Below are 13,981 nucleotides of genomic sequence, written 5' to 3' on the forward strand. Positions count from 1 at the left end.
GCTGCGGCGCTAACGCAGGTCGATCCTGATCCCGACGCCGATGAAGTTCGAACCGGACTTCTTCGGCGCGATCAGGCCGAAGACACCGGACCGATGATGCAGCCGGGTGACGAACGAGACGCCCGGCGCAGAGGCGTGCGAGAACTCCGCCTCGAAGGCGAGATAGTTCAGCACCCGCGACGGCCGGACGTCGACGGCTCCCTCGAAGCGCGGCCGCTCGGATGCGACCGACAGGCCTTCGGCGATGGCGAGATTGGCTTCGAGCCCGCCGCCGAGTGGGATTTGCCCGGTGCGGAACATCAATGCCAGCGTGCCCTCCCAATGGCTCTGGCCGCCGAAATGCTTGAGAACTTGCCCTTCCAGCTCGATGCGGTTTCCGCGGAAAGCGAAATCGGAGAAGGGCAGCGGGATCGAGAAGGAGGGTACGACCACGCGCGACAGGCCGACGCCGGCGAAATTCGTGTCCGAGAAGCTCAGATTTCCAGTGACCGCCCGGGTCGGCACATCGAGAAGATCGGTGTTGACCCAGCGACTGACATAGCCGGTCGCATGCCAGCGCCGCTCCGTTTCGCGCTCCGAGGCGATTGATGCAGGGGCGCCGCCGAAGGCGGCAGCAAGGAAGCCTCCCGTCATCAGCACGCCCGAGCGGCGTGGACGGGTTCTGCCTTCAGGTGCGAGAGCGCCTTCGCAACAGGGCATGGCCGGCCTCGTCCTCCACGCTGCCGCAGAGCCAGAGCCTCCAGTCCGAGCGGCTAGATCACCGCGCGTCCGTTCGGACGCGGTCACGGTGATCTATGCCATTGTTACCGCATCGGAATTTTCCGAAAAGTGGATTCCACTTTTCGGTCCGATGCTATAGCGAACTCCCAAAACACTGCTCCGTCAACCGCAGCCGCCCGAAAGGCCTGGTTCGGAAGCGCCTTTGGCGCGCCGGCGGTTGTTTCCCGGCTGCTCCCGTCTATTCTCCATGGCCGCGACGCATTTCCGGGAGATCTGCGTCGAACGGGTACAAGGTCGATCGCTTCCGGAGGTTTCCGATGGATATGCGTGCAATCCTCGTCGCCATCGTCATCGGCCTCGTCGCCGGATGGCTCGCCAGCATCGTGGTCGGCGGCGGAGGCCTTATCCGCTACATCGTCACCGGCCTGATCGGTGCCTTCGTCGGCAGCTTCCTGCTCGGCGCCCTCGGCATCAATCTCGGCATCGGTAATCCGCTGATCTCGCAGATCGTCACCGCGACGATCGGTGCGATCGTCGTCGTGCTGCTGGCCCGGCTGATCGCCTGAGCGCTTTCCTCTGGAAACCGGCGAGCGCGATGGGCATATCGCTGCGATGACGACGACACGCACGCGCAAACCCCGCGGTCCCGGCCGGATCATCGAGGACGACAAGGTCGAGATCCTGCCGCCGAAGCGGGGCCTTGCGGTCGACTGGCGCCGGCTGCTGCCGCCGGTTGCCTTCGGTACGGCGGCCGGCTTCATCGCCAGCCTGGTCGTCGGTGGCGGCGGCTTCCTGCGCCATGCCGTGGTCGGCTTGCTCGGCATGCTGGTCGGCCAGGGTATCGTGCGCGTCACCGCCTGGCGGATCTCGACGGGTTCCCGCTTCGCCGACGACATGGCCATGGCGGTGATCGGGGCGATCCTGGTGGTGCTGCTGGCGCGCTTCATAGCCTGAGGCGGAACCGGACGGCACCGCCGGCGTTGTTCGCTCGGTCGCGGCGATTGCGACCGGCGAGGGCAGGGGGACTAGCATGAACAACGAGATCGTCGCCGCGCTCGGCACGCCGGGCTACGGCTTCTTCATGACGTTGCTGATCGGCATCGTTGCCGGCTGGATCGCCGAGCGCGTCACCTCTTCCGATCATGGGCTCTTCACCAACATGATCGTCGGAGTCGCCGGCTCCTTCGTCGGCAGCCGGCTTGCGGATCTGCTGGAGATCCCGGTCTACGGCTTCTGGCGCACGCTGACTGCAGCGATCGCCGGCGCCTGCCTGCTGATCGTGGTCTGGCGCGCCCTGCGCAACTGAGTCACGCGGCAGGGCGGGTTGCCCGCGCGCGCCATCGGGATTAGCTAGACGGCGAGGCCGCCTTCTCCTGCGGCCGCAGGAAACGGACCCATCCATGGCCGTCGTGCTCGACCTTCTGAACCGCGACCCGCGTCCCAATATCGGCAATCCGAAGGCCGAGGCGAAGCAGGGCGAAGTCCGCCATCCCGAAAAGCAGAAGCGCGCGGAGAATCCGATCCTGCGCAAGCCGGACTGGATCCGGGTCAAGGCGCCGGGCTCGCCGAAATGGGCCGAGACCCAGAAGATCGTGAAGGCCGAGAAGCTCGTCACCGTCTGCGAGGAGGCCGGCTGCCCCAATATCGGCGAGTGCTGGGAAAAGAAGCACGCCACCTTCATGATCATGGGCGACACCTGCACGCGGGCCTGCGCCTTCTGCAACGTCAAGACCGGCGTGCCCGAGGCGCTCGACCATGAGGAGCCGCGCAAGATCGCCGAGGCCGTCGCCAAGCTCGGGCTCGAGCATGTCGTGATCACCTCGGTCGACCGCGACGATCTCAATGATGGCGGCGCCGAGCATTTCGCTCGCGTGATCCGCGCGATCCGCGAGGCCTCGCCGACGACGACCATCGAGATCCTGACGCCCGATTTCCTGCGCAAGCCCGGCGCGCTCGAAGTCGTGGTCGCGGCCAAGCCCGACGTCTTCAACCACAATCTCGAAACGGTTCCCGGCAAGTATCTGACGGTGCGCCCGGGCGCCCGCTATTTCCATTCGCTGCGGCTGTTGCAGCGGGTGAAGGAGCTCGACCCGACCATCTTCACCAAGTCCGGCATCATGGTCGGCCTCGGAGAGGAGCGGAACGAGGTGCTCCAGCTGATGGACGATCTGCGCTCCGCCGAGGTCGACTTCATCACCATCGGCCAGTATCTGGCGCCCTCGCGCAAGCACCATGCGGTGATCCGCTTCGTCACACCCGACGAATTCAAGAGCTTCGAGACCATTGCCTATGTGAAAGGCTTCCTGATGGTCTCCGCGACGCCGCTGACCCGCTCTTCGCATCACGCGGGCGAGGATTTCGCCAAGCTGCGGGCGGCGCGCGCCGCGAAGACGGGCGCCTGAGAGCGGCTTTCCGATGCCGATGTTCAACAGCACCAGGCGGGTGAAGCACTCGTCCGCGGAGATGTTCGCTCTCGTGGCGGATGTCGAGAAGTACCCGCAGTTCCTGCCGCTCTGCGAAGGGCTCGTGGTGCGCAGGCGAACGCCGCGTGAAGGGGGAGGCGAAGTGCTGCTCGCCGACATGACCGTCGGCTACAAGGCGATCCGCGAGACCTTCACCAGCCGGGTGACGCTCGATCCGGCCAATCTGAAGATCCTGGTCGAATATGTCGACGGGCCGTTCCGTTATCTCGAGAACCGCTGGAGCTTCCGACCAGCCGAGAAGGGCTCGGAGGTGGTGTTCTTCATCTCCTACGAATTCGCCAGCCGCATGCTCGGCCTGCTGATGGGCGCGATGTTCGACAAGGCCTTCCGCAAATTCGCCGAGGCCTTCGAGCGCCGGGCCGACGCCGTCTATGGCGCCGGGGTGCCTCTCGCTTCAGGCTGAGGTCAGCGAGGCCTCGCGCAGCAGGTCGAGCGCCTCAAGCACGCTGAGGCGGCGGATCTCGTCGCGCCCGAGCGCGCCGAAGCGCTTTTCGCGATGCAGGGTCCGGTCTGCGCCGGCGCAGGCGAAATGCACGAGTCCGACCGGCTTCTCCTCGCTGCCGCCATCGGGGCCGGCGACGCCGGTGATCGAGACGGCGAGGCGGGCGGAGAGCCGTTCCCTTCCGCCTTCGGCCATCGCCCGCGCCACCGGCTCGCTGACCGCGCCATGTCGCAGGATCAGCTCGGCGGGGACGTTGGCAAGCGTGGTCTTGGCCTCGTTCGAATAGGTGACGAGGCCTCCCAGGACCACGCTCGACGAGCCGGCGATCGCGGTCAGGGCGCCGCAGACGAGCCCGCCGGTGCAGGATTCCACCGTCGCGACAGTGATGCCGCGCTCGCGCGAGATGTTCAGGAGCTCGGCAGCCAGCGAACGGGTCTCGAGGTCGAACATGCTCTCACTCCGGTTCCGGCAGACGGATGCTGGCGCAGGCCTGCGCCGCGAGTCCCTCGCCGCGCCCGGTGAAGCCCAGGCGCTCCGAGGTCGTGGCCTTGACCCCGACCTGGTCGAGCCGCAGGCCGGCGATCGCGGCGATGCGGGCACGGATCGCATCGCGATGCGGGCCGAGCTTCGGCGCCTCGCAGATGATCGTCAGATCGAGATGGTCGATCTTCCCGCCGCGGGCTGCGACGCGCTCCGCCGCGAAGGCGAGGAAGCGGTCGGAGGAGGCGCCGCGCCATTGCGGGTCGCTCGGCGGGAAATGGCTGCCGATATCGCCATCGGCAAGGGCGCCGAGCAGCGCATCGGTCAAGGCATGCAGGCCGACATCGCCGTCGGAATGCGCGGTGACGCCACGCGAATGAGGAATGCTGACGCCGCCGATCCAGACATGGTCGCCATCGGCGAAGGCGTGCACATCGTAGCCGGTTCCGATTCGGGGCACGAGATTGCGCCCCAGCCGCAGCTCGGCGGCAGTGAAGTCTTCGGGATGGGTGAGCTTCAGGTTCATCGGGTCTCCAGCGAAGGTCGCGACCTCGTGGCCGGCCCATTCCATCAGGGCGGAATCGTCGGTGAAGCCGTGAGCGCCTGCCGCGAAGGCCGCTTCATGCGCGGCGAGCAGGGGCGCGAAGGCGAAGGCCTGCGGCGTTTGCACCGAGACGAGGCGATCGCGCGGCGGGGTCTCGACGATGCGGCCGTCGGCATCGAGCCGCTTCACCGTATCGGTCAGGGCGAGGGCGGGGACGGCAGCCTGCGTCTTGCGGGCGGCGATGAGCGCCCTGTGGACCAGTTCGGGCGAGACGAGGGCGCGGGCGGCGTCGTGCACCAGCACGGCTCCGGCGAAGCCTGCCTCGGACAGCGCCTTCAGTCCGGCCCGGACCGAAGCCTGGCGGGTTTCGCCGCCATGGGTCGGCGGCAGCAGGCGCGCGCGCTCGGCTTCGCCTAGTTCCGCGACGGCATTGCGATAGCGCGCATCGTCCCTGGCGCCGATCACCACCAGAACGGGGCCGATGCGGGCTTCGGCCAGGAAGGGCGCGAGCGCACGGCAGAGCACGGGCTGACCGCCCAGACGGCGGTATTGCTTGGGCGCCTCGGCGCCGGCGCGCAGGCCGCGGCCGGCGGCGACGATCAGGGCGGCTACGGCCATGGTCATGAATGCGTCGGAAGCTCCGGATTCTGCTGGTGCTGGGTGATAGGCCGCGCAGCGCCGATAGCCAAGCGGCCTGCCGGCCCGATGGTCTGTGCCGACCTTGCTGCACATCGAAAATGCAGTCGTAGCCATCGGCGTGCGACCATGGTGCAATGCAGCATTGTCGAGAATTCCCTTGCGCAGCGCAGCAGATGTCCAATAAATCACCATAATGGAATCTGCCTCAAAATCAGGCGATGCGGTTACGGCCATCGGCGGGCTGATCCCGACCGCCCGTGCCTTCCTCGCGCCGATGTCGGGCGTGACCGATGTGGTCATGCGCCGGATCAGCGCGCGCTTCGGCGCCGGCCTGGTCGTTTCCGAGATGATCGCCTCGGACGAGCTGGTGCGAGGCAGCGAGGAAGCGCGCCTGCGGGCCGAGGGCTCGGGCGTGACACCGCATGTGGTGCAGCTTGCCGGCTGCGAGGCGCGCTGGCTCGCCGAGGCGGCGCAGGTCGCCGAAGCCTCGGGAGCCGAGATCGTAGACATCAATATGGGCTGCCCGGCCAAGAAGGTCGTCGGAGGCTGGGCCGGCTCGGCGCTGATGCGCGATCTCGACCATGCGATCGGGCTGGTCGAGGCCGTGGTCGCGGCCGTGAAGGTGCCCGTCACCGTCAAGATGCGGCTCGGTTGGGACGATGCCTCGCGCAATGCGCCTGAGCTCGCACGGCGTGCCGTCGCGGCCGGGGCTGCGGCGATCACCGTGCATGGCCGCACGCGCCAGCAATTCTACAAGGGCGTCGCCGATTGGGCGGCGATCGCGCCGGTACGCGCCGCAGGTGCCTTTCCGCTGGTGGCCAATGGGGACATCGCGACCGCGGCGCAGGCGCGCGACTGCCTCGAACAGTCCGGCGCCGATTATGTGATGATCGGCCGTGCCGCGCTGGGACGTCCCTGGCTGCCCGGCCAGATCGGCGCGGTGCTCGCCGGACGCGAACTCGAGACGATCGCCGTCGAGACCAAGGCCGAATTGGCGCGCGAGCATTATGATGGCCTGCTGTCACTGATGGGGCGGGAGGTCGGCGTCCGCCATGCCCGCAAGCATCTGGCCGCCTATGCCGACGAGGCGCTGGCCTGCGGGTTCGAGCCCGATGAGCAGGCGCGGCGCGAGCTCCTGACCACGGTCGAGCCGTCCCGCGCGCTCGCGGCGCTCGACCGTCTGTTTTCGACCGAGCGCCTCGGCGCAGCCGCCTGAACCACAGGGAAAACCGCGTATGACCATGGCGATATTCGGCGAAAGCAGAGAGACGCCGGGCGGCGCATTGTTGGATTCTCTCGAGATCCAGGCGCTCAACGTGCTGCCGATGCCGGTCATCGTGGTCGGGGAGGAGCATGCCGTGCTCTATGCCAATACGGCAGCCGAGGATTTCTTCCAGGCCAGCGCCGTGGTGCTGAAGCGCCAGCGGCTCCAGGATCTGATCGCCTTCGGTTCGCCGGTCCTGGCCCTCGTCGACGAGGTTCAGCGGCGCGGCGCCGGCGTCAGCGAGTACCGGCTCGAACTCGGCTCGCCCCGGCTCGGGCTCGACCGGATCGTCGACGTCTTCGCCTCGCCGCTGCCGGGGCAGCCGGAAGCGGTGGTGCTTCTGCTGCAAGAACGGACAATTGCCGAAAAAATGGACAGGCAGTTGACGCATCGCGGAGCAGCCCGCTCGATCACCGCGCTCGGCGCGATGCTGGCGCATGAGATCAAGAACCCGCTCTCCGGCATTCGCGGCGCAGCGCAACTCCTCGAGACCTCGGTGCCGGATGAAGACCGGTTGCTGACGCAGCTGATCTGCGACGAGGCCGACCGGATCGTGAAGCTGGTCGAGCGCGTCGAATTGTTCGGCGACGAGCGGCCGAGCGAGCGCGGCCCGGTCAACGTCCATGACGTGCTCGACCATGTGAAGCGGCTAGCGCAGTCGGGCTTCGCACGGCATATCCGTTTCAGCGAGGCCTATGACCCGTCTCTGCCGCCGGTCTCCGGCAGCCGCGATCAGCTCGTCCAGGTGCTGCTCAATCTGGTCAAGAACGCCGCCGAAGCGATCGGCTCCGATGCGATCGACGGCGAGATCACGCTGACCACAGCCTATCGGCCGGGCATCCGCATGCAGGCGCCGGGATCGCATGCGCGGCTTGCTCTGCCGCTGGAGATCGGCGTGCGCGACAACGGCCCGGGCGTCCCTGCCGATCTGCACGCCCATCTGTTCGATCCCTTCGTCACCACCAAGGCTCAGGGCAGTGGCCTTGGACTTGCACTCGTCGCCAAGGTGATCGGCGATCACGGCGGAATCGTCGAGTGCGAGTCCGTGCCGCGACGTACGACATTTCGGATCCGACTGCCCCTGCACGAAGCGCGCGAGCGTCAGGCAGGCTAAGCGCCACCAGGAAGCAGAGCTGCATGCCGACGGGTAACATTCTCATCGCGGATGACGACGCCGCCATCCGCACGGTCCTCAACCAGGCGCTCGCTCGCGCCGGCTACGAGGTCAGAACCACCGGACAGGCGGCGACCTTGTGGACCTGGGCGGCCCAGGGGCTCGGCGACCTGATCATCACCGACGTCGTCATGCCCGACGGCAACGCTTTCGATCTGCTGCCGCGGATCAAGCGGGTTCGGCCCGAGCTGCCGATCATCGTGATGAGCGCGCAGAACACCTTCATGACCGCGATCAAGGCCTCCGAGCGCGGCGCCTATGAATATCTGCCAAAGCCTTTCGACCTGAAGGAACTGGTCGCGATCGTCGGCCGCGCCCTGTCGCGCCCGCGCGGCGAGGTCGGGCGCGGGCACGCGGCTGAGCCCGACGACATCCCGCTGATCGGCCGCTCGCCGGCCATGCAGGACGTCTACCGCGCGCTGGCACGGCTGATGCCGATCGACCTCACCGTGATGATCAACGGCGAATCCGGGACCGGCAAGGAGCTGGTGGCGCGGGCGCTCCACGATTACGGCAAGCGCCGCAACGGGCCCTTCGTCGCGATCAACATGGCGGCGATCCCGAAGGACCTGATCGAATCCGAGCTGTTCGGCCATGAGAAGGGCGCCTTCACCGGGGCGCTGACCCGCTCCTCCGGGCGCTTCGAGCAGGCCGAGGGCGGCACGCTCTTCCTCGACGAGATCGGCGATATGCCGATGGAGGCCCAGACGCGGCTGCTGCGCGTGCTCCAGCAGGGCGAATACACCACGGTCGGGGGGCGCACGCCGATCAAGACCAATGTCCGCATCGTCGCCGCGACCAACAAGGATCTCCGCATCTCGATCGCGCATGGGCTGTTCCGCGAGGATCTGTTTTTCCGGCTGAACGTCGTGCCGATCCGCCTGCCGCCGCTGCGCGAGCGGGTCGAGGACGTGCCGGACCTCGTCCGCCATTTCTTCGGCCTGGTCGAGAAGGAAGGCCTGCCGCGCAAGCAGATCGATTCCGAGGCGATGGACGTGATGCGGCGCTATCGCTGGCCGGGCAATGTCCGCGAGCTGGAAAACCTCGTCCGGCGGCTGGCGGCACTCTATCCGCAGGAGACGATCACGGCCCCGATCGTCGAGGCGGAGCTGCAACCTGCCGCGGCGACGCCGAACTATGCCGGCGCCGGCGGCGGGCCGGAGCGCGCGGAGACGCTTTCAGGCTCGATGGAGCGTCATCTCACCCAGTATTTTTCGGGTTTCGGCGATCATGTCCCGCCTCCGGGGCTCTATCACCGTATCCTGCGCGAGATCGAGCCGCCTTTGATCGCGGCGGCGCTGGCGGCGACCCGCGGCAACCAGATCCGCGCCGCCGAACTGCTCGGACTCAACCGCAACACCCTGCGCAAGAAGATCCGCGAGCTCGACATGCAGGTGGTGCGCTCGCCGCGTTGAGGCTGCGGGCGAAAGTGATGGAGCATTTTTCGAGCGAACAGGGTGGCGCTTGGCGCACAGAAGGCGCTCCAAGCCAGTCACTTCGCAGCCGACTGCGTTACGAGCCCCTGCATGGCGATCGGCTGGATCGATATCTTGCCGACGAACGGCCTGTCATGCGCCAGGACCACGAAATAGGCCGCGGCGGCGACCAGCACATAGATCTGCGATGCCAGGACCTGCATGCGGAACGTGTGGCTGTGGCAGATAATGATCAATAGCAGAGTCGCCGTCGATATCAGCCACATCGCGCTCCATTGCGCCCATGTCGTCCCGGCCCGGGAGGCTGCGAGGCGGGCGAGCCGGGCGTGCCGGATCTCCAGCAATTGACCGAGCAGCGGTGAATAGCTCGTCCCGTCGCCCAGCGCGCGATTCTGCCGGGCGATCAGGTCGATCGCGCCAAGCAGGTGCTTTTCCGACTGATCGTAGACCTTGTCGTCGAGCGGCGTGCTCCTGGCCATGGCTGGCCAGTCCGTCGCGATGACCTCCTTGAGATAGGCTTGCAGACCACCGTTCAACCGGCTCTGCACCTCGTCCGGCAAGCCGGCCGAAACGACCAAGGCGTTCTCCACGGCATCGGCCTCGCGCTGAACCGCAGTGCGGGCGGAGACGGCGTCGTTCCAGATGCCGGCCGCCGAGAAGGCGACGATCAGGGCAAAGAGCGCGCCGCAGGCATTGATGAGGGAATCGCGAATCGGCAGCGGCTCGCTCAACCGGTAGCCCATGCGCGGCACGGCGAACCGGACGAAGCCGATCAGCAGCCAGCAGATCGCAGTGCTGATCGACCAGACGACCAGGAACATCGCGGCCAACGGTAGTTGATGGAAGGCGATGAGCATGATGGCCTCTGGGATCCGTCTTATGCACAGGCTAGAGACAGTCTGCGAGGGGGTATAGAGCCCTATCCGGGCTTCAACAGATTGGCTTTCACGGAGCTCTTGCCGGCAAGGTTTCCTGCCTTGCCCGTGTCATATTTTGACAACACCGTTGCGGCGGCGCATCACAGCGTCCGTTCGCCCGGCCCGCATTCCGACGGGGGGCGTCCAAGGAGCTTCGACCTCGTCTTGACTGCCTCGATCGGCGACCTTCGCATGACGCCGCGTACGGAAGAGCCTCCCAGGCGTTTCTCGGCCTGGCTCGGGGCGACGGTGGTCTGCTTCGCCCTGGTTTCCGGGCTTGCGACCTTCCTCGTCCTGGCCGGCGCGACGCCGGTGGCGCCGGTCCATGAGGTCGTGCTCGGCCTGTTCGTGCTGAACGGCTTCCTGATCCTGCTGCTGCTGGTCATCGTCGCCATCGAGGCGGCCGTGCTGATCCGCGCCCGGCGGGCGGGCGTCGCGGCCGCCGGCCTGCATGTGCGCATCGTCAGCCTGTTCAGCATCGTCGCCGCCCTGCCGGCCGCTCTGGTCGCCGTGGTCGCGACCGTCACCTTGGAGCGCGGCCTCGAGCCCTGGTTCTCGGACCGGATGCGCGATGTGATCTTCAAGTCGGTCGAGGTCGCCGATGCCTATACGGCGAACCAATGCCGCTCGCTCGGCCGGGAAATCCGCCTGCTGGCGGACGATCTCGCGCGTGCCAAGCCGGCATTCGACGTGGATCGGCCCTGGTTCGAGAATTTCCTGACGGCGCGCGCCACGGCGCTTGGCTTGCCGGTGGTCTGGATCATGAAGCCGCCGGACACTGTGCTGGTGCGGGCCAATATCGACGTGTTGCGCGGCGCCAGCAAACCGGATGCCGCCGCTTTCGAGGATGCCCAGACTTCGCCGGAGCCGATCTGTGTCGTGCCGTCGACAGGACGAATCTTCGGCGCGTTGGTGAAGCTCGCCTCCTATGACGGCGCGTTTCTCTATGTCGCGCGCGAGGTCGACCCGCTGGCGGTCGAATTCCCGGCGGTCGCCCGAGCGGCAGCGGTGGAATATCTCGGCATCGATGCGCGTCGCAAAGGCGTACAGATCGCCTTCGCCTCGATGTACGGCCTGATCGCGGTGATCCTCCTGCTCTCGGCGAGCTGGCTCGGGCTGAACTTCGCCAATGGACTGGTGGCGCCGATCCGACGGATGATCCACGCCACCGATCAGGTCTCCAGCGGCAATTTCTACGTGCAGGTGCCGATCCGGCGAGCCGAGGGCGACCTCGCCCATCTCGGCGAGACCTTCAACAAGATGACGGCCGAGCTCCGCCGGCAGCGCGACGGGCTGGTGACGGCGAGCGAGGTGATCGACCGCCGACGGCGCTTCACCGAGACCGTTCTGTCCGGCGTCTCATCGGGCGTGCTCAGCCTGGACGAGGGCGGGCATGTGACGATCAGCAACCGCTCCGCCGACGCTCTGCTCGGGACGGGCGGGCGCCTGCTCGGGCAGCCGATCGCCGAGATCGCCCCGGAGGTCGCGGAGTTCGTCTCGGAGGCGATGGCCAATCGCCAACGCATGAGCTCCGGTCAGGTCGTGATCACGCGCGGCGGACGCGACCGCATGGTCAACATCCGGGCCGTGCGCGAAGGCGAGGGGGCCGGTGCCGGACTGGTCGTGACGCTGGATGACATCACGGATCTCGTCACGGCGCAGCGCACGGCGGCCTGGGCCGATGTGGCGCGCCGGATCGCGCATGAGATCAAGAATCCGCTGACGCCGATCCAGCTTTCGGCAGAGCGCATCCGCCGCAAATTCGGCCGGGTCATCGTCGAGGACAAGGAGATCTTCGATCAATGCACGGCGACGATCGTGCGCCAGGTCGACGATATCCGCCGCATGGTCGACGAATTCTCCTCCTTCGCGCGCATGCCGAAGCCTTCGTTGGCGCGGGAGGACATCGTCGAGACGGTGCGTCAGATCGTCTTCCTGATGCGCGTCGGCAATCCCGAACTCATCATCGCCGATCGCCTGCCGGCCGAGCCGCTGCTCGCCCAGTTCGATCGCCGGCTGATGTCGCAGGCGCTGACCAATGTCATCAAGAACGCGACCGAGGCGATCGAGGCGGTGCCGGGCGAGGAGCGCGGCAAGGGCCGCATCGATATCTCCCTGGAACGCCACGGCGATGGCCGAATCGTTATCGACATCCTCGACAACGGCAAGGGTCTGCCGGCCGACCAGCGCCACAAGCTGCTGGAGCCCTATATGACGACCCGCGACGGCGGCACCGGTCTCGGCCTCGCCATCGTCGGCAAGATCCTCGAGGACCATGGCGGCGGCATCGAGCTGCTCGACCGGCCCGACAACGCCCGCGGCGCGCATGTCAGGCTCTGGTTCGTCGAGACCGGGCCGGCGGAGAGCGGCGAAGTGAACTCAGAAACGCGCAATAGACCGGCGGAGACAGCCGGAGGACAGATGAACGGGACCAAGGCATGAGCGCTGACATTCTCGTCGTCGACGACGAGGCCGATATTCGCGAACTCGTCGCCGGCCTGCTGGAGGACGAGGGCTACCGGACACGCAAGGCCGGTTCGGCAGACGAGGCCCTGGCGGCGATCGCCGCGCGGCGGCCGAATCTGGTCTTTCTCGACATCTGGCTGCAGGGCAGCCGGCTCGACGGGTTGCAGGTGCTGGAGCTGATCAAGGAGAGCCATCCCGAGCTCGCCGTGGTGATGATCTCCGGCCATGGCAACATCGAGACCGCGGTCTCGGCGATCAAGCACGGCGCCTACGACTTCATCGAGAAGCCGTTCAAGGCCGACAGGCTGGTGCTCGTCGCCGAGCGCGCGCTCGAGGCGTCGCGACTGCGTCGCGAGGTGCGAGACCTCAAGACGCGTTCGGTCCAGGCGAGCCGGATCGTCGGCCGTTCGAGCGCGATCAATCAGCTCAGGCAGACGCTGGAGCGCGTGGCGCCGACCAATGCGCGCGTGCTGATCACCGGCGAGCCCGGCTGCGGCAAGGAGCTGACGGCGCGGACGCTGCACGAAGCCTCGACCCGTTCCGGCGGCCCGTTCATCGTGATCAACGCGGCGACGATCACGCCCGAGACGATGGAGGAGGAGCTCTTCGGCGTCGAAGGCGGCGAGGGGCGCTCGCGCCGGGTCGGTGCGCTCGAGGAGGCGCATGGCGGCTCGCTCTACATCGACGAGATCGGCGACATGCCGCGCGAGACCCAGAACCGGATCCTGCGCGTGCTGGTCGACCAGAACTTCCAGCGCGTCGGCGGCGCGACGCGCGTTCATGTCGACGTCAGGATCATCTCCTCGAGCAGCCGCGATCTCGTCAGGCTGATCGCCGAAGGGCAATTGCGCGAGGATCTTTACCATCGCCTCGGCGTGGTGCCGATCCGGGTGCCGGCGCTGTCGGAGCGGCGCGAGGACGTGCCCGAGCTGATCGAGTTCTTCATGGAGCAGATCTCGGTGGCCAGCGGCCTGCCCAAGCGCCGCATCGGCGGCGAGGCCATGGCGATCCTGCAATCGCATGAATGGCCCGGCAATGTCCGTGAGCTGCGCAACAATGTCGAGCGGCTGATGATCCTGACCAAGGGCGATCCCGGTGCCGAGATCACCGTGGAGATGCTGCCGGCCGAGGTTGGAGCGATGGTGCCGACCACGCCGTCGGGAGCGGGGGGCGAAAAGCTGATGAGCCTGCCGCTGCGCGACGCCCGCGAGATTTTCGAGCGGGAGTATCTGATGGCGCAGATCGCCCGCTTCTCGGGCAACATCTCGCGCACGGCGGAATTCATCGGCATGGAGCGCTCAGCTCTTCATCGCAAGCTGAAATCGCTGGGAGTGGGGTAGCATAGTGCGTCCGCAATGCGTTTCACGCAGGGCGGTCGCCTAAAATTGTTGCACCGCAACCCTTGCGCGACATCGC

General features: G+C 67.0%; 14 protein-coding genes. 10 read left to right on the forward strand and 4 right to left on the reverse strand.

What is annotated here, in order from left to right; genetic code table 11:
* Positions 1-9: 9 nt before the first annotated feature.
* Positions 10-633, reverse strand: coding sequence for a hypothetical protein (locus AC3RCC_RS15210; protein ID WP_492255792.1), 624 nt, complete (start codon positions 631-633; stop codon positions 10-12).
* A 404-nt stretch (positions 634-1,037) separates the two neighbouring features.
* Between AC3RCC_RS15210 and AC3RCC_RS15215 the strand changes: the two genes are divergently transcribed.
* The 5 genes from AC3RCC_RS15215 (at position 1,038) to AC3RCC_RS15235 (ending at position 3,606) form a co-directional block, all read left to right on the forward strand.
* Positions 1,038-1,286 carry a GlsB/YeaQ/YmgE family stress response membrane protein gene (locus tag AC3RCC_RS15215; protein WP_291641832.1) on the forward strand — a complete coding sequence of 83 codons (249 nt, stop codon included), beginning with the start codon at positions 1,038-1,040 and terminating at the stop codon, positions 1,284-1,286.
* 46 nt (positions 1,287-1,332) lie between these two features.
* Complete coding sequence (locus AC3RCC_RS15220; protein ID WP_291641834.1) at positions 1,333-1,674, forward strand: GlsB/YeaQ/YmgE family stress response membrane protein; 342 nt, start codon at positions 1,333-1,335, stop codon at positions 1,672-1,674.
* 76 nt (positions 1,675-1,750) lie between these two features.
* Positions 1,751-2,026 (forward strand): GlsB/YeaQ/YmgE family stress response membrane protein, encoded by a 276-nt coding sequence (locus AC3RCC_RS15225; RefSeq protein ID WP_291641836.1) that lies wholly within the window; start codon positions 1,751-1,753, stop codon positions 2,024-2,026.
* A gap of 94 nt (positions 2,027-2,120) precedes the next feature.
* The gene (lipA, locus tag AC3RCC_RS15230) at positions 2,121-3,122 is read left to right on the forward strand and encodes a lipoyl synthase (RefSeq protein WP_291641838.1); all 1,002 of its coding nucleotides are present in this window, start codon (positions 2,121-2,123) and stop codon (positions 3,120-3,122) included.
* Positions 3,123-3,135: 13 nt separating this feature from the next.
* Positions 3,136-3,606 carry a type II toxin-antitoxin system RatA family toxin gene (locus tag AC3RCC_RS15235; RefSeq protein ID WP_492255793.1) on the forward strand — a complete coding sequence of 157 codons (471 nt, stop codon included), beginning with the start codon at positions 3,136-3,138 and terminating at the stop codon, positions 3,604-3,606.
* Here the strand turns inward: AC3RCC_RS15235 and AC3RCC_RS15240 are convergent.
* Positions 3,598-4,095 carry a CinA family protein gene (locus tag AC3RCC_RS15240; protein ID WP_452116197.1) on the reverse strand — a complete coding sequence of 166 codons (498 nt, stop codon included), beginning with the start codon at positions 4,093-4,095 and terminating at the stop codon, positions 3,598-3,600. The two genes, AC3RCC_RS15235 and AC3RCC_RS15240, sit on opposite strands and share 9 nt — an antisense overlap.
* A 4-nt stretch (positions 4,096-4,099) precedes the next feature.
* On the reverse strand, positions 4,100-5,287 hold the full coding sequence (locus AC3RCC_RS15245; RefSeq protein ID WP_291645610.1) for a bifunctional 2-C-methyl-D-erythritol 4-phosphate cytidylyltransferase/2-C-methyl-D-erythritol 2,4-cyclodiphosphate synthase: 1,188 nt from the start codon (positions 5,285-5,287) through the stop codon (positions 4,100-4,102).
* A 214-nt stretch (positions 5,288-5,501) separates the two neighbouring features.
* On the opposite strand from AC3RCC_RS15245, the gene dusB reads away from it, so the two are divergent.
* The 3 genes from dusB (at position 5,502) to ntrC (ending at position 9,161) form a co-directional block, all read left to right on the forward strand.
* On the forward strand, positions 5,502-6,524 hold the full coding sequence (dusB, locus tag AC3RCC_RS15250; protein WP_492255794.1) for a tRNA dihydrouridine synthase DusB: 1,023 nt from the start codon (positions 5,502-5,504) through the stop codon (positions 6,522-6,524).
* A 109-nt stretch (positions 6,525-6,633) separates the two neighbouring features.
* Positions 6,634-7,686: a two-component system sensor histidine kinase NtrB gene (locus tag AC3RCC_RS15255; RefSeq protein WP_492258789.1), complete on the forward strand. Its 1,053-nt coding sequence runs from the start codon at positions 6,634-6,636 to the stop codon at positions 7,684-7,686.
* 23 nt (positions 7,687-7,709) lie between these two features.
* Positions 7,710-9,161 (forward strand): nitrogen regulation protein NR(I), encoded by a 1,452-nt coding sequence (gene ntrC / locus AC3RCC_RS15260; protein ID WP_291645448.1) that lies wholly within the window; start codon positions 7,710-7,712, stop codon positions 9,159-9,161.
* A gap of 77 nt (positions 9,162-9,238) precedes the next feature.
* Here ntrC and AC3RCC_RS15265 read toward each other — a convergent pair whose 3' ends face one another.
* Complete coding sequence (locus tag AC3RCC_RS15265) at positions 9,239-10,039, reverse strand: bestrophin-like domain (RefSeq protein ID WP_492255795.1); 801 nt, start codon at positions 10,037-10,039, stop codon at positions 9,239-9,241.
* 252 nt (positions 10,040-10,291) lie between these two features.
* On the opposite strand from AC3RCC_RS15265, the gene AC3RCC_RS15270 reads away from it, so the two are divergent.
* Both AC3RCC_RS15270 and ntrX read left to right on the forward strand, forming a co-directional pair.
* The gene (locus tag AC3RCC_RS15270; RefSeq protein WP_492258790.1) at positions 10,292-12,541 is read left to right on the forward strand and encodes a sensor histidine kinase NtrY-like; all 2,250 of its coding nucleotides are present in this window, start codon (positions 10,292-10,294) and stop codon (positions 12,539-12,541) included.
* Complete coding sequence (ntrX, locus tag AC3RCC_RS15275; protein WP_492255796.1) at positions 12,538-13,905, forward strand: nitrogen assimilation response regulator NtrX; 1,368 nt, start codon at positions 12,538-12,540, stop codon at positions 13,903-13,905. Before AC3RCC_RS15270 ends, ntrX begins: the two co-directional genes overlap by 4 nt.
* Positions 13,906-13,981: the final 76 nt, after the last annotated feature.

The sequence above is a fragment of the Allobosea sp. GW823-FHT01F03 genome (genome assembly GCF_058798075.1).

Coding starts and splice junctions, on each gene's coding strand:
- AC3RCC_RS15220 (WP_291641834.1), top strand. CDS start 1,333: ATGACGACGACACGCACGCGCAAACCCCGCGGTCCCGGCCGGATCATC.
- AC3RCC_RS15245 (WP_291645610.1), bottom strand. CDS start 5,287: ATGGCCGTAGCCGCCCTGATCGTCGCCGCCGGCCGCGGCCTGCGCGCC.
- lipA (WP_291641838.1), top strand. CDS start 2,121: ATGGCCGTCGTGCTCGACCTTCTGAACCGCGACCCGCGTCCCAATATC.
- AC3RCC_RS15240 (WP_452116197.1), bottom strand. CDS start 4,095: ATGTTCGACCTCGAGACCCGTTCGCTGGCTGCCGAGCTCCTGAACATC.
- ntrC (WP_291645448.1), top strand. CDS start 7,710: ATGCCGACGGGTAACATTCTCATCGCGGATGACGACGCCGCCATCCGC.
- dusB (WP_492255794.1), top strand. CDS start 5,502: ATGGAATCTGCCTCAAAATCAGGCGATGCGGTTACGGCCATCGGCGGG.
- AC3RCC_RS15255 (WP_492258789.1), top strand. CDS start 6,634: ATGCCGGTCATCGTGGTCGGGGAGGAGCATGCCGTGCTCTATGCCAAT.
- AC3RCC_RS15265 (WP_492255795.1), bottom strand. CDS start 10,039: ATGCTCATCGCCTTCCATCAACTACCGTTGGCCGCGATGTTCCTGGTC.
- AC3RCC_RS15270 (WP_492258790.1), top strand. CDS start 10,292: ATGACGCCGCGTACGGAAGAGCCTCCCAGGCGTTTCTCGGCCTGGCTC.
- AC3RCC_RS15235 (WP_492255793.1), top strand. CDS start 3,136: ATGCCGATGTTCAACAGCACCAGGCGGGTGAAGCACTCGTCCGCGGAG.
- AC3RCC_RS15215 (WP_291641832.1), top strand. CDS start 1,038: ATGGATATGCGTGCAATCCTCGTCGCCATCGTCATCGGCCTCGTCGCC.
- AC3RCC_RS15225 (WP_291641836.1), top strand. CDS start 1,751: ATGAACAACGAGATCGTCGCCGCGCTCGGCACGCCGGGCTACGGCTTC.
- ntrX (WP_492255796.1), top strand. CDS start 12,538: ATGAGCGCTGACATTCTCGTCGTCGACGACGAGGCCGATATTCGCGAA.
- AC3RCC_RS15210 (WP_492255792.1), bottom strand. CDS start 633: ATGACGGGAGGCTTCCTTGCTGCCGCCTTCGGCGGCGCCCCTGCATCA.